Origin of the sequence: Burkholderia sp. LFS061 (assembly GCF_047978125.1) — a bacterium.
Lineage (GTDB): Bacteria > Pseudomonadota > Gammaproteobacteria > Burkholderiales > Burkholderiaceae > Burkholderia > Burkholderia pyrrocinia_C.
In genome coordinates this window covers 1-19,164 of sequence record NZ_JBFPFS010000068.1, presented here as the reverse complement: position 1 = coordinate 19,164, position 19,164 = coordinate 1, and the positions used below count along the sequence as shown (strand labels likewise).

Annotated in this window: 17 protein-coding genes and 1 pseudogene; 7 read left to right on the top strand and 11 right to left on the bottom strand. The window is 69.2% G+C overall.

Annotated features, from left to right (window positions below; all coding sequences use genetic code 11):
- Positions 1–73: 73 nt before the first annotated feature.
- On the bottom strand, positions 74–952 hold the full coding sequence (locus ACNQQL_RS33840) for a LysR family transcriptional regulator (RefSeq protein WP_204422675.1): 879 nt from the start codon (positions 950–952) through the stop codon (positions 74–76).
- Between the two features lie 100 nt (positions 953–1,052).
- Here ACNQQL_RS33840 and ACNQQL_RS33835 point away from each other — a divergent pair, with 100 nt between their 5' ends.
- Positions 1,053–2,615 (top strand): MFS transporter, encoded by a 1,563-nt coding sequence (locus ACNQQL_RS33835; protein WP_347068770.1) that lies wholly within the window; start codon positions 1,053–1,055, stop codon positions 2,613–2,615.
- 76 nt (positions 2,616–2,691) lie between these two features.
- Here the strand turns inward: ACNQQL_RS33835 and ACNQQL_RS33830 are convergent, their stop codons facing one another.
- From ACNQQL_RS33830 to ACNQQL_RS33820, 3 genes are all read right to left on the bottom strand, one after another.
- On the bottom strand, positions 2,692–3,129 hold the full coding sequence (locus tag ACNQQL_RS33830) for a DUF1090 domain-containing protein (protein WP_347068768.1): 438 nt from the start codon (positions 3,127–3,129) through the stop codon (positions 2,692–2,694).
- Positions 3,130–3,233: 104 nt separating this feature from the next.
- On the bottom strand, positions 3,234–4,391 hold the full coding sequence (locus tag ACNQQL_RS33825; RefSeq protein ID WP_347068766.1) for a LysR family transcriptional regulator: 1,158 nt from the start codon (positions 4,389–4,391) through the stop codon (positions 3,234–3,236).
- 67 nt (positions 4,392–4,458) lie between these two features.
- Entirely contained in the window at positions 4,459–5,427 is a 969-nt protein-coding gene (locus ACNQQL_RS33820) for a cytosine permease (RefSeq protein WP_347068764.1), read from the bottom strand.
- Between the two features lie 250 nt (positions 5,428–5,677).
- On the opposite strand from ACNQQL_RS33820, the gene ACNQQL_RS33815 reads away from it, so the two are divergent.
- Positions 5,678–5,929 carry a hypothetical protein gene (locus ACNQQL_RS33815; RefSeq protein ID WP_177318337.1) on the top strand — a complete coding sequence of 84 codons (252 nt, stop codon included), beginning with the start codon at positions 5,678–5,680 and terminating at the stop codon, positions 5,927–5,929.
- Positions 5,930–6,126: 197 nt separating this feature from the next.
- Positions 6,127–6,681 carry a DUF3005 domain-containing protein gene (locus tag ACNQQL_RS33810; RefSeq protein WP_347068761.1) on the top strand — a complete coding sequence of 185 codons (555 nt, stop codon included), beginning with the start codon at positions 6,127–6,129 and terminating at the stop codon, positions 6,679–6,681.
- 66 nt (positions 6,682–6,747) lie between these two features.
- Here the strand turns inward: ACNQQL_RS33810 and ACNQQL_RS33805 are convergent, their stop codons facing one another.
- Positions 6,748–7,512, bottom strand: a complete 765-nt coding sequence (locus ACNQQL_RS33805; RefSeq protein ID WP_072436491.1) for a DUF4397 domain-containing protein — start codon at positions 7,510–7,512, stop codon at positions 6,748–6,750.
- A 275-nt stretch (positions 7,513–7,787) separates the two neighbouring features.
- The gene (locus ACNQQL_RS33800; RefSeq protein WP_347068759.1) at positions 7,788–9,095 is read right to left on the bottom strand and encodes an MFS transporter; all 1,308 of its coding nucleotides are present in this window, start codon (positions 9,093–9,095) and stop codon (positions 7,788–7,790) included.
- A 532-nt stretch (positions 9,096–9,627) separates the two neighbouring features.
- Here ACNQQL_RS33800 and ACNQQL_RS33795 point away from each other — a divergent pair.
- Positions 9,628–10,074, top strand: coding sequence for a MarR family winged helix-turn-helix transcriptional regulator (locus ACNQQL_RS33795; RefSeq protein ID WP_096474695.1), 447 nt, complete (start codon positions 9,628–9,630; stop codon positions 10,072–10,074).
- Between the two features lie 25 nt (positions 10,075–10,099).
- Here the strand turns inward: ACNQQL_RS33795 and ACNQQL_RS33790 are convergent, their stop codons facing one another.
- The 5 genes from ACNQQL_RS33790 to ACNQQL_RS33770 form a co-directional block, all read right to left on the bottom strand.
- Complete coding sequence (locus tag ACNQQL_RS33790; RefSeq protein ID WP_347068757.1) at positions 10,100–12,385, bottom strand: xanthine dehydrogenase family protein molybdopterin-binding subunit; 2,286 nt, start codon at positions 12,383–12,385, stop codon at positions 10,100–10,102.
- A gap of 145 nt (positions 12,386–12,530) precedes the next feature.
- Positions 12,531–13,184, bottom strand: coding sequence for an isochorismatase family protein (locus ACNQQL_RS33785; RefSeq protein ID WP_347068755.1), 654 nt, complete (start codon positions 13,182–13,184; stop codon positions 12,531–12,533).
- A 19-nt stretch (positions 13,185–13,203) separates the two neighbouring features.
- A complete protein-coding gene (locus ACNQQL_RS33780) occupies positions 13,204–14,244 on the bottom strand; it encodes a 2,5-dihydroxypyridine 5,6-dioxygenase (protein ID WP_347068753.1) in 1,041 nt (346 codons plus the stop codon).
- Positions 14,245–14,278: 34 nt separating this feature from the next.
- Entirely contained in the window at positions 14,279–15,109 is an 831-nt protein-coding gene (locus ACNQQL_RS33775; protein ID WP_347068751.1) for an alpha/beta hydrolase, read from the bottom strand.
- Between the two features lie 27 nt (positions 15,110–15,136).
- Positions 15,137–15,889, bottom strand: a complete 753-nt coding sequence (locus ACNQQL_RS33770) for an Asp/Glu racemase (protein WP_174383892.1) — start codon at positions 15,887–15,889, stop codon at positions 15,137–15,139.
- Positions 15,890–16,187: 298 nt separating this feature from the next.
- On the opposite strand from ACNQQL_RS33770, the gene ACNQQL_RS33765 reads away from it, so the two are divergent.
- From ACNQQL_RS33765 to ACNQQL_RS33755, 3 genes and pseudogenes are all read left to right on the top strand, one after another.
- A complete protein-coding gene (locus ACNQQL_RS33765) occupies positions 16,188–17,345 on the top strand; it encodes an FAD-dependent monooxygenase (RefSeq protein WP_034179865.1) in 1,158 nt (385 codons plus the stop codon).
- 174 nt (positions 17,346–17,519) lie between these two features.
- Complete coding sequence (locus ACNQQL_RS33760) at positions 17,520–18,023, top strand: (2Fe-2S)-binding protein (RefSeq protein WP_347068748.1); 504 nt, start codon at positions 17,520–17,522, stop codon at positions 18,021–18,023.
- Positions 18,013–19,164: pseudogene (locus ACNQQL_RS33755) on the top strand (cytochrome C); the annotation flags it as partial. The gene ACNQQL_RS33760 and the pseudogene ACNQQL_RS33755, both read left to right, overlap by 11 nt.

Below are 19,164 nucleotides of genomic sequence, written 5' to 3'. Positions count from 1 at the left end.
CGAATCGTGAAATGCATATTCGCGCGGCGGCGGCCGGGGTGGCCGCTCACGACGCCCGACGCGCGCGGGCGGCTTACGCGGCTGGCGAAACCGTGCGCAGGAATGCCCGCACCGCCGGCGCCTTTTCGAACCGCCGATGTGCGAGCGCGAGCTCCGACATGATCGGCTTGCCGGCGATCGGCCGGTACACGACGCCCGGCAGCGACACGCAACCGGCCAGCGCATCGGGAATCACGGCGACCCAGCCGTTCACGGACACGCACGCGAGCACTGCGAGCAAGCCGCCCGGCCGCGCGGCGATCACCGGCGCGAAGCGGCCGCGGCGTGCGACTTCGAGCGTGCCGAGCTCCTGTTCCGGTACCGCGAAGCGCGCGTCGGCGAGGTCGGCCGCGCGCACGGCCGCCATCGATGCGTAGCGCGAATCGGCCGGCACGGCCGCGACGAACACGTCGCGCTGCAGCGTGACGATCCGCAGGCCGCCGGGCAGCGGCAGCGGCGGGCGCACGTACGCGAGGTCGAGCCGGCCCGCGTCGAGCTGGTTCGCGACGTCGTCCATCGGCACTTCGCGCAGGTTCAGCTCGATGCGCGGGTGTGCGGCGCGGAACGCACCGACCGTGCGCTGCAGCGTGCCCGAATAGACGGCGGACGATACGTAGCCGATCTCGATCCGGCCGAGTTCGCCGCGCTCGGCCAGCGCGGCGAGTTCGCGGCCGCGCTGCAGGTGCTCGAATGCGGCGCTTGCCTCGGCGAGATAGGCTTCGCCGGCCGCGCTCAGCGTGACCGCGCGGCGCGACCTGTGAAAGAGCCGCACGCCAAGCACGCGTTCGGCTTCCTGGATCTGCCGCGTGAGCGCGGGCGGCGCCATGTCCAGTGCTTCGGCCGCACGGGCGAAATGCAGGTGCTGCGCGACGCTCAGGAATGCGCGCACGTGACGGAATTCGAGCCGGTCCATGATTGCAATTTTCGTCAATAAAACAGCATCGGAGTGTCAATGACAGGCAATACCGGGAAAGCCTAGCATACGGCTCGTTCATCCTGCTCAGGAGTTGCCGATGTCCCAGTCCTCACCGGCGTCGCGCGCGACCGCCGCCCCGCACGCGGGCGCCCGCATGCCGGCCGCCGCGACGCTTGCCGTTGCGTCGGCGACCTGTTCGCTGATCGTGCTCGATACGAACGTCGTCGCCGTGTCGCTGCCGAGCATCGCGCGCGGTTTTCACGCGAGCTTCGCCGATATCGAATGGGTCGTCAGCGCGTACATGACCGCGTTCGCCGCTTGCCTGTTGCCGGCCGGCGGGCTCGCCGACCGCTTCGGGCGCAAGCGGATGCTGGGCGCGGGGCTCGCGCTTTTTTCTCTCGCGTCACTCGGCTGCGGCATCGCGCCTTCGGTCGGCTGGCTGATCGCCGCGCGCGCGCTGAAGGGCGGCGGCGCCGCGCTGCTGCTGACGGCCGCGCTCGCGGTGATCGCGAACCGCTTTCCGGATGGCCGCGAACGGGCGCGCGCGTGGGCGATCTGGGGGATGTGCATGGGGATCGCGACGGCGATCGCGCCGCTCGTCGGCGGCGCGATCACGCAATGGATCGGCTGGCGCTGGGTATTCCTGCTGAACCTGCCGGTGTGTGCGCTGCTGGCGATCGGCGCGCGCGCCGCGATCGACGAATCGCGCGATCCGCACGCGAAACGCGTGGACGCCGCGGGCAGCCTGCTGTTCGGCGCGGCGCTCGCGTGCGCGATCGCGGCGCTGATCGGCGCGCCGTCGCACGGCTGGCTGTCGGCCGCGACGCTCGGCCGGCTCGCGCTCGCCGCCGCGCTGTTTGCCGCGTTCATCGGCGCCGAGCGCTGGCAGGCGCGGCCGATGATCGATCTCGCGCTGTTCCGCCAGCCGCGCTTCGTCGGCGCCGTGCTCGCGATGTTCGGCTATGCGGCGTGCGCACAGGTGATGATGACGTTCCTGCCGCTCTACCTGCAGAACGCGTTCGGGATGTCGGCGATCGACGCGGGCCTAGGGATGCTGCCGTTCGCGTTCGCGATGATCGCCGGGCCGTCGCTCGGCGCGGCGCTTGCCGCGCGCGTGTCGTCCGGCGGCGTGCTGGCGGGCGGGCTTGCGCTGATCGGCGCGGGCAACCTCGCGACCGCGGCGCTGACCGCCAGCGGCGACTACCGGCTCGTCGCGATCGGCATGTTCGTGACGGGTTGCGGCGCAGGGATCATGAACGGCGATACGCAGAAGGCGATCATGGCGTGCGTGCCGCCGCACCGCACGGGCATGGCGTCGGGCATCAGCACGACGACGCGCTTCTCGGCGATCGTGACGGCCGTCGGCGTGCTCGGTGCGGTGCTGGCGGCGAGCACGCACGCGCGGCTCGACCGGCTGCTGTCCGCCGCGCCCGGCCTGCGCGCGTTCGCCGATGCGCCGTTCATGTCGAGCCTGCTGGCAGGCGATCTGGCGCAGGCGCTCGATCGCGTGCCGCCGTCGGCGGCCGGCGCGCTCGCACAGGCGGCGCCCGTCGCGTTCGCGAGCGGGTTTGCCGATGCGCTCACGGTGAGCGGCGTGCTCGCGCTCGTTACGTCAGTCGCAGCATACAAGTTGCTTGCGCAACCGATGCGCGATGCGTAGCGGAGCGTTTTGGGCATGCTTCGCGGTCGCCGCGCAGGGGGGCGCGCCGATCGATCCGTCAGGCTCGCGCGTTCCGTCAACCCTTCAACGCATTGCGATCGGCTTCGGCATCGTGCAGGTCGCGCGTCGCTTCGCGCAGCTTGTCCTGCTTGTCCGCGAGCTTGCGCCGGGCCTTCTCGACCTTGCGCGCGTCGCCGTGCGCCTCGGCTTCGCGCACGCGCGCCTGCGCGTCCCGCACGTCGCCACGAGCCTGTTCGACGTCGCGCTGCTTGTCCTGCACGTTGCGTTCGGCACGCGAAAGCTGGCCGGCGTCCGTGCAGTTTTCCTCGACCTGCGCGAGTGCGATCTGCTGGCGCATCAGTTGTTGCGTATTGCCGAACCGCTTCGCATGGTCGATCTGCGTCTGCAGCGCGCGGATGCGCGTCGCGCAATCCTGCGTGTCGGCGAACGCGGGAGAGTAGGCCAGCAGCACGACCGGTGCGGCCACGGCAATCAGGTAGGTTTTCATCGGCATGCCCTCGGATTCCGGATGACGCATTTCGAATGCCGTCATTGTGCATAGCGCGTTCGCCGCGAGTAAATAGGACGGGGCTTACAGCGGGCGCCGCCGCGCTGCATTCAGTGCGGCTTCGTTGTCGAGCGATGCGAACGCGTCGCGCGTGCGATGGGCGCCCCGCGCGTGCCGCCGCAGTGCGTGGCGCGACGCCGCACGGGCGAGCGCGACGTATCGGACGCAGGGGCGGCGGGCGCGTCGGCCGCCTGGATGGCCGCAACCGCTGCAACCGCCGGCAGCGCGGCCTCGGTGTCGAGCCAGCCGCGCGTCGCTTCGGCGATCAGCGCGCGCAGCCAGCGCACGCCTTCGACGCACGATCCCGATTCGTTCCATGTCATCCGGTACACGATATCGGGCGGTTCGACCGGCAGCGCGACGGCGGCGAGCGGCAGCAGCTTCGCGTAGTGCCGTGCGAGCCGGTACGTGGTGGTCAGGATCATGTCGGAGCGCACGAGCGCATGCGCGGCGAGTTCGAAGTGCGGCAGCGTGACGACGATTCGCCGCTGCAGGCCCACGCGTTCGAGCTGCCGATCGATCGCGCCGGACGCTTCGAGCCACGACGGCGTCGGGCACAGCTGCGGCGCTGCCGCGAAATCGGCGGTTGTCGTCGCGCCGCGCCGCGCGAGCGGGTGCGTCGCGCGCATCAGGCATACGACGCGGTCGTCGAACAGGTCGTCCTGCCGGAACCGCGACGAGCGGGCCGGGCGATTGTCGATCACGACGTCGAGTTCGCCGTCGGCGAGTGCGCGCTCGTCGTCGAAGCCGTCGCCGAGCGGATGGAACACGAGCTGCGCGTTCGGCGCGCGCTCGCGGAACAGCGCGACGAGCTTCGGCACGAACAGCACGTTCAGATAGTCGGGGCAGCCGATCCGGTAGGTGCGCACCGACGTGCGCGCGTCGAATGTCGGTTGCTGGATGCGGATGAAGTCGATCACGCGCAGCGCGTTGCGCAGCGGTTCGATCAGCCGCGCGCCGAACTCGGTCGGCACCATCCCGTAGCGGCTGCGCACGAGCAGCGGATCGCCGAGCAGCGTGCGCAGGCGCTTGAGCGCGGCGCTCGTCGCCGGTTGCGACATGTTCAGGCGCACGGCCGCACGCGACACGGTGCGCTCGGTCAGCAGCACGAGCAGGATGCGCATCAGCCGTGCATCCAGTACGTCGAGCACGTCCGTGGCGGCGGACGCGTCGCGGGGCGGGGCGTTCGGGGCTAGCGGGTCCCGCATGCCGATACGCCTCCCGGCGGCACAGAGCCCGAGCGCGAGCGCGACGCGGCAGCCGGCCGGCGGTACGTCATTTTGCGAAGGTTCCCGGCCAGCCGACGATCCGCTTCGGCCGCGGCGGCGCATACGTGCGGACCTTCGACGTCTTCAGCTTCAGGCGCACCAGCGACTCGGCGAGCGCGACCGATACGCCGTCGACGACCGGCACGCCCGTGCATTCCTCGATCTGCCGGTCGAGGTCGGTCATTCCGCCGCAGCCGAGGCAGATAACTTGCCACAGCGAACCGCCCGCGAAGACTTCCGTCCACGTTTTCAGGCCGGTCATCGGCTTGCCGACCGACATCGCGAGATGGCCGCCGGTGCGGCTGAACATCCACGCGGCGAGCGACAGCGTCGTGACGAGGATCACCGGGCCTGCGAGCCCCTCGTACTTGCGGACCATTTCCATCCCGTACGTGAGGATGCCGATCTGCACGAGCCAGATCGCGACGAACGTGATCCAGCCGAGCGTCGACAGCCCGAAGATCGCGTTCCCGTCGAATGCGGCGAGGCCCGGCCAGATCGCGGTGAGCAGCACGCGCAGCACGACGGACGCGAGATAGGTCTGGATACCGAACCATGCGATCGCGATCACCGCGCGGATCATCGCGGGCAGCAGCGCGCCGTAGATACCGAAGCTCATCCGGCTGATCACCGGGAACGGCACGCCGGTCTTCTGGCCCATGTAGCCGGTGAGGTTCATGAAGCAGTACACGAGCACCGCGCCGATCGCGAGCGACGCGAGCATCTGCCAGCCCGACAGGCCGAGCGCGAATAGCCCGATCGCGAACGAGTAGTTCGCGATGTTGTGCACGTCGTTGGTCCACAGCGCAAAGCTGCTGTAGCGGCCCCTGGTCCGGCCCTCGGCCTGGGTCGGCGCGAGGTCGGGGTTGTGCAGCCGCGGGCTCGGCGCGGGGGCGCGCGTGGCCGTGTCGATTCGATGCGATGCGTCGTCCGCGCCGGGCACGAGGCCCGGGCGGTGAGTGGCTTCCAGTTGCACGCCGTTGTCTCCTTCCGTGTGCGGGGCGCGAAACCGGCAGCATGTACACGCTGCGCCGGCCCGGCCGCCGTGGGCCTTATGTCCCGGATTTGTTCGCGAGTATGGGCGGCCGGCGCGATGAGGGGAAATTAAATATTCGGCTGGGCGTCATTTGAAAAATGAATGGAATGCTGTCGGCCGCGGTGCCCGGGCGGGGCATGCGAATTGCTCGTCGGCGGGCTCCATCCACATCGACATCAGCGGAGGTGTCATGCAGCGATATTCATTTCGTCATGTATCGCGAGCCGTCTTCGCCGGCATCCTGATCGCGGGCCTTGCGGCAGGCGCGGGTTGCCAGAAGAAGAGCGACAGCGGCGGGGCGAGTTCCGAGTCGGGCGCAACGAGCGGCATGTCGGCCGCGCCGTCCACCGCACCGTCGGGCATGCCAGGCAGCGGAGCGGCCGGAAGCGCCGCGAGCATGCCGGGCGCGGCTTCCGCGCCGGGCGGCGCGAGCGGCGGCTGACGGGCGGCTGAACGACTGGGAGGACGGCGCGCAAGCGCGCCGTTCGCGGATCGAGTGCCGTGCGGGCTTCGCACGTGCGCCGGGTGGCGCGCGCGTGTGTGGCGGTGCGCATGAAAGATTTGCAAGGACCGTTGTAGCGATTCCAGGACCGGCGGCGCCGGCTCGAGCCGCCGCACGCCGGCCGGACAGGAGGTGCGATGCAGAATGCGGAATCGAACGCGGACCCGCAAAAGCAGCGGGAACAGATCGAGAAGAGCCCGGTAAAGACGCCGGCGGCCGGCGACATGCCCGACGCGGCGACCCAGGCCGCCGAGGTGGCGCGGCGCCCGCTGACGCCGGAGGCGGTCGCGGGGAAAATGCCGACCGGCCTGCCGCCGATCGACGTCGGCGCGCACGCGGTCGACAGCGGAGACCCCGTGCGGCGCGCGGCCGGCCGGATCGTCACGCTCGACAACGCGAACATGGCGATGACCGACAACACGGTCGACGTCGACGGCAAGGGCATGGAAGCGGCCGCGGGCGCATCGGAGTGGCACGACAACGTGATCTATTCGAATGCATCGCTCGCCGACGCGGTCGATACGCCCGACGAAGGGTTCGGCGGGATCGAGAGCCGCCCGTCCGGCAACCTGCCGCAGATCGCGACGCGGCCGGGCTGGCGCGTGCGCCATGTCGGCGATGTCGATATCGCTGTCGAGCACGGCACCGGCACGCGCGCCGAGCATGTGATCCGTTTCGAGCGGGGCGACTGACGCCGAGGCTGGAGATCATCCGGCGGCCGGCGCAACCGCACCGGCCGCCGCGACCGTTTGGAGCCCTTACTGCGGGCCCAGCTCCAGTGCCGACGTATCGGCGTCGTTGCCTTGTGCAACGAGCACGTGAATGTCGTTCGGCGTCACGTCGCCGATCCCGCCCGACGGAATCGTCAAGAGCAGCCAGTCGGCGTTGTTGTTGATGGTGACCGGCGCGGTCTTGAGGATCGGTGCTTTGCTCCCGGCCGTCGTGACGATCACCTGATAACTGCCGCCATTGAGGTAGATCGAATCCTGCGTCGATGCCGGTACCGCGTTCTGGTAGGCCGCGCCCGCCAGCGTCGGGCTTTGCGTCGAGATGTCGGTGCCGGGCGGAACGACATATACGTCGACGTTCTGCGCGTTCGGCGACGCATTGAAGCTGCGCACGCGCGCCTTGTCCGACAGCAGGCCCTTGTTGTACGGATCGTCGATGACGGAAATCGCCGACGATTTGCTCGGCAGCGCGATCGTCGTGTAGTGATGGCCGTTCGCCGCGCTGAACGATTGCGCGGCGATGGTCGTCGTCGTGCCAGAGATGTCGTAGCTCGCGTTCTGCGTGCCCGAGTCGATGTCGTGATAGCGCGTCACGCCCTTGTACGCGACGCCCGACTGGTCGATCTTCGCGTTCAGGTAGTAGTCGAGGTTCGGCCCGGCCGGTACCGCGTTGATGAAGCGCGCCTGCGGCTTCGAGATGCCGAGTTCGGTGCCGACGTCGTTGCCGTCGCCGCCGCACGCCGCGAGCACGGAAATGACTGAGCACAGGGCCACCAGTGTTCGTATTGATTTCATGTCGTCCTCTCGTTCAGGGAACCTGCTGGCGATGCGGGAACGCCGCGCTGGTTCGCGCGGTGCGCAGCGCAGGTTGGGTGAAGGATGCTGTCCGCCGGGGAGGCGGGCGCGTGGATGGCGCAAGCGATGTGCCTGCGCGGTCGACGGAGGCGGGAAACCCGCGCCCGCGCGCGTGGGGGGGGCGGCGCGGGCGCGAAACGAGGAGGGCGTGTGGCGAACGAGCCTGACGCGGGCGGGTGTAAAAAAGACAGCGTTGCGGCAGGCGACGCGATGCGTCAGCGGTTCACGAGCTTTGCCGGATACGCGAGCGCGAGTGCGCAGCCGACCAGCATGCACGCGGCGAAGCCATACAGCCCCGCGCTTTGCGAATGGAACGTGTCGCGCAGCCAGCCGATGAAGTAGGTGCTGCCGAACCCGCCGAGGTTCGCGATCGAGCACGCGAACGCGATCCCGCCGGCCGCGGCGGAGCCCTTCAGGAACGTGGACGGCAACGCCCAGACGACTGGCATCGCGGCGGCCGCGCCCGCGTTGATCAGCGAAAACAGCAATACCGTTCCGAGCGTGCCGTGCGACGACGAGGCCGCGATCGCCAGCGCGACGGCCGACACCATGAACGGTACGACGATATGCCAGCGGCGTTCGCGCGCACGATCCGAACTCGCGCCGCAATACAGCGTGGCGAGCACGGCTGCGGCATTCGGGATCACCATCAGCCAGCCGATGTGATACGCGTCCTTCACGCCGGTATCGCGCAGGATCGTCGGTAGCCAGAAGCTCACCGCATACAGGCCGAGCAGCACGCACAGATCGATCAGGCCGAGCGCCCATACCTTCGGATCGGAGAAGGCCTTGCCGAGCGCATGGCTCTTGTTGCCGGACGGATCGGCGTCGAGATTCGTGCGCAGCACTCGCTTTTCGTCCGCGCTCAGCCATTGCGCGGATTCGATGCCGTTGGGCAGCCAGCGCAGCACCGCGAAGCCGAGCAGCACCGAAGGCAGCGCTTCGAGCAGGAACAGCCACTGCCAGCCGCCGAGCCCGTGCGTGCCGTCGAACGCGCGCATGATCCAGCCGGAGATCGGGCTGCCGATCATGCTCGACAGCGGCAGGCCGACCATGAACAGCGCGACGATCCGCGCGCGGCGCGCATCGGGATACCACTGCGTCAGGTACAGCAGCACGCCCGGCAGGAAGCCGGCTTCGGCGGCGCCGAGCAGGAAGCGCACGACGTAGAACTGCATCGGCGTGTGCACGAACATCGTCGCACCCGACAGCAGGCCCCACGTGATCATGATCCGCGCGATCCACAGCTTCGCGCCGACGCGCTGCAGCACCAGGTTGCTTGGGACTTCGAACAGGATGTAACCGGCGAAGAACAGGCCGGCGCCGAGCCCGTACACGGTATCGCTGAACTTCAGTGCGTCGAGCATCTGGAGTTTCGCGAGCCCGATGTTGATGCGGTCGAGATAGGCCGCGAAGTAGCACAGGCAGAAGAGGGTGATCAGGCGCAGCGTGACCTTGCGATAGAGATTGCCGTGGAGCGCGTCGTCGGGGGAAGCGGCGGCGCTCGGGTGTGCGGTAGACATGGGATTGCCCCTGTTCGAGTGTGACGGATGAATGGGTGGCCGATCGACGCGGGAGGACATTTCGCCGCGCACTGGAGCCTGTATATCACGGCAATTAAATAGCGTACACACTAGAAAATACCGAATCGCACAGGCATGAATCCGGCCGCTTGGAGGTAAGCGTTTGCGTGAGAAAAACCGTGTTTTTGATAGGGCTTTGGACGATCGAAAATGCGTGTGGAAATGGCCTGGGAGCGCGCGAAAGCGTGCACAAAATTCGTGCGTATGCGCTCAAAAGTGAAGTGTGTGCGCGAAAGCTTGTCGCAGCGCTCAAATGCACGTGGGGCAGCAGGCTCGGACGCGCGGGGCGACCGTTCGGCGACGGCATCGGCCGGTGATCCGCCGCTGTCAGGCGATCGTCAGGCGCGATGCGTGCCGGGCGCCGCGAATCCTGATGCACCGCAATGAAGCGGTCGCCCGGCCGCCGGCTGTGCCGAATTGAGGGTGTACACTGCTTGTCTTTCACTTGCATGCGGCACGGGCCTTTACTTTCATGGCGTCTTCCAAGGATTCCTACGACTTTCACGACCAGGTCGGACATCTGCTGCGCCGCGCGTATCAGCGGCACGTGTCGATCTTCCAGGAAGCGATCCCCGATTCGGATCTCACGGCCGCGCAGTTCGTGACGCTGTGCGCGGTCAAGGAACGCCAGGCGTGCTCGCTGAACGACATCGTCAAGGCGACCGCGATCGACCAGGCGACGATCCGCGGCGTCGTCGAGCGCCTGAAGACGCGTGCGCTGATCGAGGTGCTGCCCGACCCGAACGACGGCCGCAAGCTGATCGTGCGCGCGACCGCGACCGGCCTCGCGCTGATCGACCGCACGGTGCCGTTCGCGAGGCAGGTGACGGAGCGCACGTATGGCGCGCTCAATCCGGGCGAACGGGTCGCGCTGCAGTTCCTGCTGCGCAAGATGATGGAAGAAGACGGCGAAGCGTGATGCGCACGCGAGGCGCCGGCCGGGCCTATGCCGCGCCGGCGGTTGCGGGCGCAGCGGCGTCGTCGGCACTCATCAGCCGGCCGGCCTCGCGCAGCGCGGCTCGCACCGCTTCGGGCGTAAACGGCGGCGCGTAGAACCGCACGCCGGTCGCATCGAACAACGCGTTCGCGACCGCGGCAGGGCCCGGCACCGACGCCGATTCGCCCGCGCCGAGCGGCGGCTCGCCTTGCCTCGGCATCAGCACGACATCGACGTCCGGCACTTCCGCGAACGTCAGGATCGGATAGCTCGCCCATTCGCGCGACGCGACCTTGCCGTCCGCGAACCGCACGCGCTCCTTCAGCGTGCGGCTCAATACCTGGATCACGTTGCCATGGATTTGATGGCGCACGCCATCCGGGTTGATCATCGTGCCTGTGTCCTGGCCGACCGTCACGCGTTCGATGCGTATCTCGCCCGACACGCGATCGACGCTCAGGTCGACGATCCATGCCGACCACGCCGCGCCGAAACCGGGGAAGCGGCTGTGCACGTAGCGCGCATACGCGACGCCGCGGCCGCGCGCGAGCCGCGCGCCGTTGTGTTCGCGATGCGTGTCCGTCGTGCGGGGCGTCCAGCCCGCGCGGTCGGCCACGGCCTGCAGCAGTTCGGTCGCGCGCGGGTCCTGCAGATGGCGCAGCCGGAACGCGAGCGGATCGACGCCCGTCAACGCCGCGCATTCGTCGACGAACGCATCGTGCGCGAACGAGTTCGGCAACGCCGACACGCCGCGCAGCCACGACGCGCGCACGAGCGGCGCGAGATCCTCGCAGACGAAGCGGCGATGCGGGCTCGCGTACGGCGACACGGCCGTACGGTCGCCCATCTCGAACACGCGCGGCTCGGGCGCGATCGCGCCGGTCAGCAAGGCCGCGAGCAGCGGCGCGTCGTTCGACGGATAGCGCGTCGTGAAGTCGTAGCCGAGCAGGCGGCCGTCGCGCGTGACGGTGCCGGTCACCTGCATCAGCTGGCCCGCGCCTTTCGGTTCCCACAGATGTTCGTCCGCGCGCGACAACTGCACGCGCACCGGGCGGCCGACCGCGCGCGACAGCAGAAGCGCGTCGCCGCACACGTCGTCCGCGCCGTTGCGGCCGTAGCAGCCGGCCGCTTCCATTCGCACGACGTCGAAATCGGCTTCGTCGCGCGCGACGAGCGTCGCGAGGTCGTAGCGCAGCGACACCGGATTCTGCGTGCCGGACCACACGGTGATCCGGCCGTCGCCCGGTTCCCGGTAGTCGGCAAGCGCGCATGATGGGCCGATCGAGCCGTGCATCTGGAACGGCCACGCATAGGTGCGCGACAGCGTGATCGTGCCGGGCTGCGCGCGCGCCACGTCGACATCGCCTTCGTCGAGCAGCACGCGGCGCCTGGCCGGCGCGGCGGCGATGGCAGCGGCCGGCTCGTCGAGCGGCGGCAGCGCGGCATGCGGCCGCCACGTCACGCGCAACTGGCGAGCCGCGCGGATCGCATGTTCCTCGCGTTCGGCAACCACGCCGACGAAATCGCCGATCGCGACGACGGCCACCAGCCCCGGCACGTCGGCGACCGACGCGCGATCGACGTCGACGAGCGAGGTGCCGACGAACGGGCCGCTGTCGTGGCCCGCATACGGCGGCCGCACGACACGGCCGTGCAGCATGCCCGGCACGCGCATGTCGTGCACGAACGTGAGCTGGCCGGTCGCTTTCGCGGGCAGGTCGACGCGCGGCGACGACTTGCCGACGATCCGGTACAGCACGGGATCCTTCGTGCGCGTGTTCAGGTCCAGCGTCAGCGCGATGCGATGCGCGGCGACGAGCGCCGCAAAACTCGCCGTTTGCCCGTCCGCCGAAATGGTCCCGTCGTCGATAACCAGCCGCGCCACGTCGACACCGAACCGCTCGGCGGCGAGCGCCAGCAGTGCGTGGCGTGTCTGCGCGGCCGCGCAGCGCAGCGGCGTCGCGGAAATCTGGATCGTCGCGCTCGCGATGGTCGGGCCCTGGTTCGGTGTCGCGGCCGTGTCGCCGAGCACCATCGTCACGCGCGCGGCCGGCACGTCGAGTTCCTCGGCGACGATCTGTGCGAGCGACGTGCGGATGCCGGTGCCGAGATCGACGTGTCCGTTGAACGCGAGGATGCGGCCATCGTCGAGAATCGCGACGAAGACTTCGGGCAGCGCCGGCACGTAGGACGACAGGCTGCCCGGCTGGCCGGGCGCCGGCTTGACGGGCGGCGCGGGCGGGCGGATCACGGTCAGGCAGCCGTCGCGCACGAGCAATTCGGAACGGTTCACGGGGAAGGTGTCCTGTCGGGAGCGGCGCGGCCGGCGACGGTTGTGTCGGAGAGGGTTCGGGCGGCGCGCGTCAGGCCAATCTAGGCCGCCAAAAGCGCAGCGTCAATCGCGGGCGACGCATGCGCCGCCCGCGATCCGTCGCGATTCAGCGCGCGTGTGCGTGCACGGCGTCGATTGCCGCGATCGCGTCGTCGAGCGGCATCACGGCCGCGTATTTCTGCTGCATGTCGAACAGGTTCGCGTCGTGCGGCGCGATCGCGCGATCGCCGACGCAATCGGCGAGCACGAGCGGACGGAACCCGTGCGACATCGCATCGACCACGCTGGCGCGCACGCAGCCGCTCGTCACGGCGCCGGCGACGAGCAGCGTCTGCACCGCGCGCTGCGCGAGCCAGGGGCTGAGCTGCGTGCCGAAGAACGCCGACGGCACGGTCTTGCGCACGACGAGTTCGCCGGCCGCGGGCGTGAGCTCGGGCACGATCGCGCTGTTCGGATGGTGCTCGGTCAGCGTCGCCATACCGGGTACCTTCAGCGAGAACACGTTGTCGTCGCTGCCGTCGTCCGCATACACGATGCGGCTGTGTGCGACGGGCCAGCCGCGTTCGCGCGCGAGCGCAAGCGCGTGCGTCGTGCGCGCGATCGCCGGTGCGATGTTGCCGCCGCCGAACGTCGCGGGATCGGCGAAGCCGACCACGAAGTCGACGATCAGCAGGCCGATGTTGCCGTGCGGCGGCAGCGGCGTGCCGAAACCCTGCTGGCGATAGACGTTCGCTTCGGCGTGGTGGGAAAGATCGTTCATGGTGTCGGGCGCTCGTCGGTCACGCGGGTTGATCGGTCACGCGGCCGTCGCGCACGACGGTTGCGCCGTCGAGTTCGACCGTGCAGCGGCGCAGCGGGATGTCGATGTGGCAGGTGGTCGTGCGGTTGCCGCCGCCTTCGTTGTTCGGCCCGAGCGAGAACAGGAAGTTGCCTTCGAACGCGCGCGCGTCCATCCCGATTGTCGCCTCGCGGTCGTACAGCCCGAGCGTCGACCAGCGCGCGCGCGGCTGCAGTCCCCAGCCGATATGCGAGATCGCATAACCTTCGGGGTCGGCGAAGGTCTCCATGTAGTCGCGCAGCAGGTCGGCGTCGACGCCGCCTTCGATGCGCGTTGCGTAACCGCCTTCGACGGTCAGCGCGATCGGCTCGCTTACGTAGTGCTTCTGCGGCAGCAGGATGTCGCCGCGATCGATCACGATCGTGCCGTGTGCGGTGCGGTCGTTCGGGTAGGTCAGCGCGAAGCCGCTCGGCCAGTGATCCCAGCGGCCGGGCGCGTCGACGAAGCCGTATTCGGCGGTCGGCGGGAAGTCGCCGAGCGGGCAGGTGAGCGCGGTGCCGGCCGCCGACGTCACGCGCATCTCGCGGGCGGCGGCGATGTGCTTCGCGGCGGCGAGCACGCGCGTGCGGTCGGCCGGCGTCGGCACCATCCGCACGAGCACTTCGGGCGGCTCGACCGCGAGCAGGATCTTCGTGCCCGACTTCAGGATCTCGTGCTGCTCGGGCGAGAACAGCAGCGTCATCAGGTCGAGCACGAGGTCGCTCTCGCGCAGCGCGGCGATCGCGGCCTTGTTGCCGGTCAGCGGCGTCGTGCCGAGATACGCGAGCGGGTCGCGGCTGAACGCTTTCTCGCCGTTCACCGGCGGCAGGTCGAGCCGGTTGACGATCGCGCCCATCGATTGCGTCGCGATCAGCGCGCACGACAGCGTCTGCGGGTGGGTGGCCGCGCTCGTCAGGATCGTGACGGTCTGGCCCGGTTCGAGGCGCGACAGCGTGAGCACCTGCTTCCACGCGTCGATCAGTTGGGTGTCGCTGACTGGCATCGTCGGCTCCGGTAAGGGCGTGAGGGAAAGGGGATCAGGCCGCGAGCGGCGCGCCGAGAAAGCTGCCGAACGCCGCGTAGAAGCCCGGCGCGTTGTCCCACGGGATCATGTGGCCGGCGTCGGGCACGCGCACATGCCGCATCGACGGCATCGCGCGCTGCAGTTCCGCGACATCGTCGTCGCGCACCACGTCGCCGCGTTCGGCCGTGATCAGCAGCGATGGCACGGCCAGTTGTGTGGCGTCCGCGTGGAAATCGTCGGTATGGAATCCTTCGTAGCTCGCGCGTACCGCGCGCTCGTCGCAGGTATGCAGCCACTCGGCGCGCAACTGCAGTTCGGCATCGGTCCAGGTCGGGCAGAACGCGCGCATGCCTTCGGCGTCGGTGCCGGCGCGCGCGAGCGCCATCGAGTCGATGTACCACGGCAGCTTGCCCGGATAGTCGCGGCGGTTCGGGCCCGACACGGGCGGATCGACGAGCACGACGGATGCGAGCCCGCGGATGCCGCGCCGCGCCGCGCGCGCGGCGATCCGCGCGCCCATCGAATGGCCGACGAGGCTCGTGCGCGGCAGGCCGAGCGCGGCGACGAGCGCCGCGACGTCGTCGGCCTGCGCATCGAGGCTGTAGTCGAGCGACGGCGATGCTTCCGACAGCCCGCGGCCGCGCACGTCGAGCACATAGGTGTCGAATGCCGCGCCGAATGTCCCACCGACGAAACCCCAGGTGATCGCGGGGCTGGTGATGCCGGGAATCAGCACGATCGCAGGGCGCGATGCGCGCGCGCCGGTCGCGCCGCCGTAGCGCAGGTAGTGCTGGCGGATGCCGTTCGCGCGGATGTTCGCGCCGTACAGGAAAGTCGAGGGCATGAATGGACTCCGTTGGAAGGGCCGCGTTCAGTACGCGCCGGACAGCAGCGCGCCGGCGCCGGGCACGACCGGCTCGAGGTCGAGCTCGCGCAGCATCGCGTAGGTGGTCGCGATCGCGGCCGTGATCACCGGCTTGCCCGTCATCGCCTCGACCTTCGCGACGGCCGGCAGCGACGGCATCTGCACGCACGCGGACAGCACGATCGCGTCGGCGTCCTGGTACGGCAGCGTTTTCACGATGTCGGGCAGGCGCGCCGGATCGTGACGGCCGACGTCGAGGTTGTCGGGAATTTCCAGCGCGCGGTAGCCGAGCACTTCGAAGCCTTCGTTGCGGATGTAGTCGACCACGAGTTCGGTCAGCGGCAACATGTACGGCGCGACGACGACGATGCGCTTCGCGCCGATCACCTTCAGCGCGTCGACGAGCGCACCCGCGCTCGTCAGCACCGGCGCCTGCGCGCCGTTGTCGGCCGTGTGCTTCGTCAGGCGCGCCTGCGACACGCGGTGGTAGCCGTGTCCCATCGCCATGATCGCGACGAGGCACGCATAGCCGAGCACGTCGACGCGCGCGTCGCTCAGTTCGACCGCGCAGCGGTCGGATTCGGCATCCATTGCCGCCAGTTCCTCCTTGACGACCTTCTTCATCCGCATCCGGCTCGAGTGATACGTGAAGCGCTCGGGGCGGATCGTTTCGCGCAACCGCAGCATCGCGGGGATCTCGGTTTCCATCGTCGTGTTGGAACTCGGCACGATCTGGCCGATGCGGTAGGTCTTGCTCATGACGGGAGGCTCCGTGTCGGTAAGGGTGAGGCGGCACGCTGGCGCGAGATCGCCGGATTTCGAGCAGAGTCTAGTGTGTACATTTGAAAATGGCAATGGATCAAAATGATGCTCGGCACGTGTTGAGCGTTTGAGTACGTGGATATTCGAGTAATTATCGGTGTTTTCCCGAATGCGATTGCAGCGATCAACAATCCGCTTGTCCTGAATAAATTGAGTGTGTACGCTAAATAAACGCCATTCAATCCGCCCGTTCTCGCGCCGCGTCAGGCGACGGGCTCACGATCAGGAGATCCGCATGAGCACACCCCGTATCGCAATCATCGGCGCCGGTCTCGGCGGCACGGCCGCCGCGGCGCTGCTTCAGCGCGGCGGCTACGACGTCGCGCTGTACGAGCAGGCGCCGGCGTTCTCGCGCCTCGGCGCGGGCATCCACCTCGGCCCGAACGTGATGAAGATCATGCGGCGCATCGGCTGCGAGGACGCGCTGAACACGATGGGTTCGCATCCGGATTTCTGGTACAGCCGGGACTGGCAGACGGCCGACGTGCTCGCGCAGATCCCGCTCGGCGACTACGCGCGCAAGACCTACGGCGCGAGCTACCTGACCGTGCATCGCGGCGATTTCCACGCATTGATGACGCAGGCGGTGACGCCGGGCACGATCCGCTTCGGCAAGCGGCTCGCGGCGGTGGAGGACACCGGCGACGCGGTGCGCCTGACGTTCTCCGACGGCAGCGTCGAGACGGCCGACATCGTGATCGGCGCGGACGGCGTGAATTCGCGGATCCGCGAGCACCTGCTCGGCGCGGAGCCGCCGCGCTACACGGGTTATGTCGCGCACCGCGCGGTGTTCCCGGCATCGCTGCTCGGCAACAAGCCGTACGACATGTGCGTGAAGTGGTGGTCGGAGGATCGCCACATGATGGTCTACTACGTGACCGAGAAGCGCGACGAGTATTACTACGTGACCGGTGTGCCGCAGGCCGAATGGCCCGAAGGCGTGTCGATGGTCGACAGCAGCCGCGACGAGATGCGCGACGCGTTCGCGGGTTTCCACGCCGACATCCAGCACCTGATCGACGTGTCGCCGTCGATCACCAAGTGGCCGCTGCTCGAACGCGATCCGCTGCCGCTGTGGAGCCGCGGCCGGCTCGTGCTGCTCGGCGACGCATGCCATCCGATGAAGCCGCACATGGCGCAGGGCGCGGCGATGGCGATCGAGGATGCGGCGATGCTCGCGCGCTGTCTCGACGAGGTTGGCGCGAGCGACTACGCTGGCGCGTTCGCGCTGTACGAGGCGAATCGCGCAGCGCGCGCGTCGAAGGTGCAGCTCGTGTCGCACAACAACACGTGGCTGCGCACGAACGAGGATCCGTCCTGGGTGTTCGGCTACGACGTGTTCGACGTGCCGCTCGTCTCGCCGTCGCGCAACAACGTGGCGGCCGCGGCCTGACGCGCACGCGATTCCCGCGCCGGCCGGCGCTTCGCCATCGCGGGGATCGATGCGCCGGAACCCGTGTTTTTCGGCGTGTTATATGTCGTCAGGCGTGCGCCGGCGGGTGCCGGCCAGCGGCAGTGCCCGCCGCCGGCCGGCCCTCGGCCCGCACGCCGCATTCCGGATCCATTCATGTCCCATCCCGCTTCTCCGTCGCGGCCGCTGGCGTTTCGCGTGAACGGCACGCCGTACACTTTCGACGAAGCCGCGCCCGACGCGCCGCTGCTGCTGGTCCTGCGCAACGACTGCGCGCTCAACGGCCCGAAATACGGCTGCGGGCTCGGGCAGTGCGGCGCGTGCACGGTGCTCGTCGACGGGCAGGCGACGCGTTCGTGCGTGGTGCCGGCCGCCGCCGCAAGCGGGCGCGACGTCACGACGCTGGAAGGGCTCGGGTCGCGCGATGCGCCGCATCCGATCCAGCGCGCGTTCATCGACGAGCAGGCCGCGCAATGCGGTTATTGCCTGAACGGGATGATCATGAGCACGAAGGCGCTGCTCGACCGCAACCCCGCGCCGGACGATGCGGCGATCCGCGATGCGCTGCGTTTCAACCTGTGCCGCTGCGGCACGCACCTGGAGATCATCCGGGCCGTGCATCGCGCCGCACGCTATCTGCGGGACGGCGATGAAGCATGACCTGAGCCCGCCGGTCGAGCAGGAGCGCGTGACGACGCACGAGCCGCGCGACGAAGGCAGCGCCGACGTATCGAATACGCATCGCGCACGCTACGAATGGCCGGTCGGCGATACGCGCACGCACGCATCGCTCGATGTCGAAACGCGGACCGCGCCCGACGGGCGGATGACGAGCTGGCGCTATCGCGCGCAAGCCTCCGGTGCGGTAGCGGACGATCTTCGCGGTTCGACGGCCGAGGGCACGGATGCCGGCCCTGCGGCGCCGTTCGTCTACCGGCACGCGCAGACGTCGATCGAATTGGCCGACGCCGATCGCGCAATTCCCGGCCATGCGCACGTGTTCGCCCGCGAATCCTTCGTCGACGAACTCGCGGGCGCGTTGCGACGCGACCCGGTCGCGTTGCGCCTGCAGCATCTCGATGCAGAGCGGGATGCGGGGCCGCGCGAGATTATCCGGATGGTCAGCGAACGCGCCGCATGGGGCGCGCCGGTCGCGGCCGACGCGAACGCGCGTTCGCGTGTCAGCGGTCGCGGCTTCGCATTCGACGGCGCCGGCGTGCGTGCCACGCCGTCCGGCGACGAACCACCGGCAGCAGATTTCGCACGTGATGGCGACACGCGCTGGTCCGCATGGGTCGTCGATCTCGATGTCGACCGCGCGACGGGCGATGTCGCGGTGCGGCGCGTCGTGGCTGGACAAGGTGCGGGCAAACCGGGCGACGCATCGATGGCCGGTTTGCCCGCATGGCAGATCGAGGCGGCGATTTCGCGCGTGATGGGTGCGCGGTTGTCCGCGCGGCCTGCGCATGACGAGACCGATACCGGTGCGCAGCCGGACGCGATCGCGCATGAACTGGCTGCGTTCGACGACGCGGCGCATCGCGCGCGCGGCGAGTTGTCCGCGTACGATGCACGCCGGATCGAACAGGCGGCGGCACCGGCCGCGGCGGCGATCGCGAACGCGCTGTACGACGCGACGGGCGTGCGTTTTCGGGCACCGCCGTTCGATGCCGGGCGCATTCGCGCGGCCCTCGCGCAGCCGGCGCCGGTCGATTCCGGCGACGGGCTGCATGTCGCGCCGCGTCGCGCCTCGCGCTGGCGCCGCTGGCTGGCCGGCGGCGGCGCGGGCGGTGTGGTCGGC

Coding starts and splice junctions, on each gene's coding strand:
- ACNQQL_RS33800 (WP_347068759.1), bottom strand. CDS start 9,095: ATGTCTACCGCACACCCGAGCGCCGCCGCTTCCCCCGACGACGCGCTC.
- ACNQQL_RS33785 (WP_347068755.1), bottom strand. CDS start 13,184: ATGAACGATCTTTCCCACCACGCCGAAGCGAACGTCTATCGCCAGCAG.
- ACNQQL_RS33815 (WP_177318337.1), top strand. CDS start 5,678: ATGCAGCGATATTCATTTCGTCATGTATCGCGAGCCGTCTTCGCCGGC.
- ACNQQL_RS33805 (WP_072436491.1), bottom strand. CDS start 7,512: ATGAAATCAATACGAACACTGGTGGCCCTGTGCTCAGTCATTTCCGTG.
- ACNQQL_RS33835 (WP_347068770.1), top strand. CDS start 1,053: ATGTCCCAGTCCTCACCGGCGTCGCGCGCGACCGCCGCCCCGCACGCG.
- ACNQQL_RS33770 (WP_174383892.1), bottom strand. CDS start 15,889: ATGAGCAAGACCTACCGCATCGGCCAGATCGTGCCGAGTTCCAACACG.
- ACNQQL_RS33765 (WP_034179865.1), top strand. CDS start 16,188: ATGAGCACACCCCGTATCGCAATCATCGGCGCCGGTCTCGGCGGCACG.
- ACNQQL_RS33840 (WP_204422675.1), bottom strand. CDS start 952: ATGGACCGGCTCGAATTCCGTCACGTGCGCGCATTCCTGAGCGTCGCG.
- ACNQQL_RS33795 (WP_096474695.1), top strand. CDS start 9,628: ATGGCGTCTTCCAAGGATTCCTACGACTTTCACGACCAGGTCGGACAT.
- ACNQQL_RS33825 (WP_347068766.1), bottom strand. CDS start 4,391: ATGCGGGACCCGCTAGCCCCGAACGCCCCGCCCCGCGACGCGTCCGCC.
- ACNQQL_RS33810 (WP_347068761.1), top strand. CDS start 6,127: ATGCAGAATGCGGAATCGAACGCGGACCCGCAAAAGCAGCGGGAACAG.
- ACNQQL_RS33780 (WP_347068753.1), bottom strand. CDS start 14,244: ATGCCAGTCAGCGACACCCAACTGATCGACGCGTGGAAGCAGGTGCTC.
- ACNQQL_RS33760 (WP_347068748.1), top strand. CDS start 17,520: ATGTCCCATCCCGCTTCTCCGTCGCGGCCGCTGGCGTTTCGCGTGAAC.
- ACNQQL_RS33775 (WP_347068751.1), bottom strand. CDS start 15,109: ATGCCCTCGACTTTCCTGTACGGCGCGAACATCCGCGCGAACGGCATC.
- ACNQQL_RS33830 (WP_347068768.1), bottom strand. CDS start 3,129: ATGCCGATGAAAACCTACCTGATTGCCGTGGCCGCACCGGTCGTGCTG.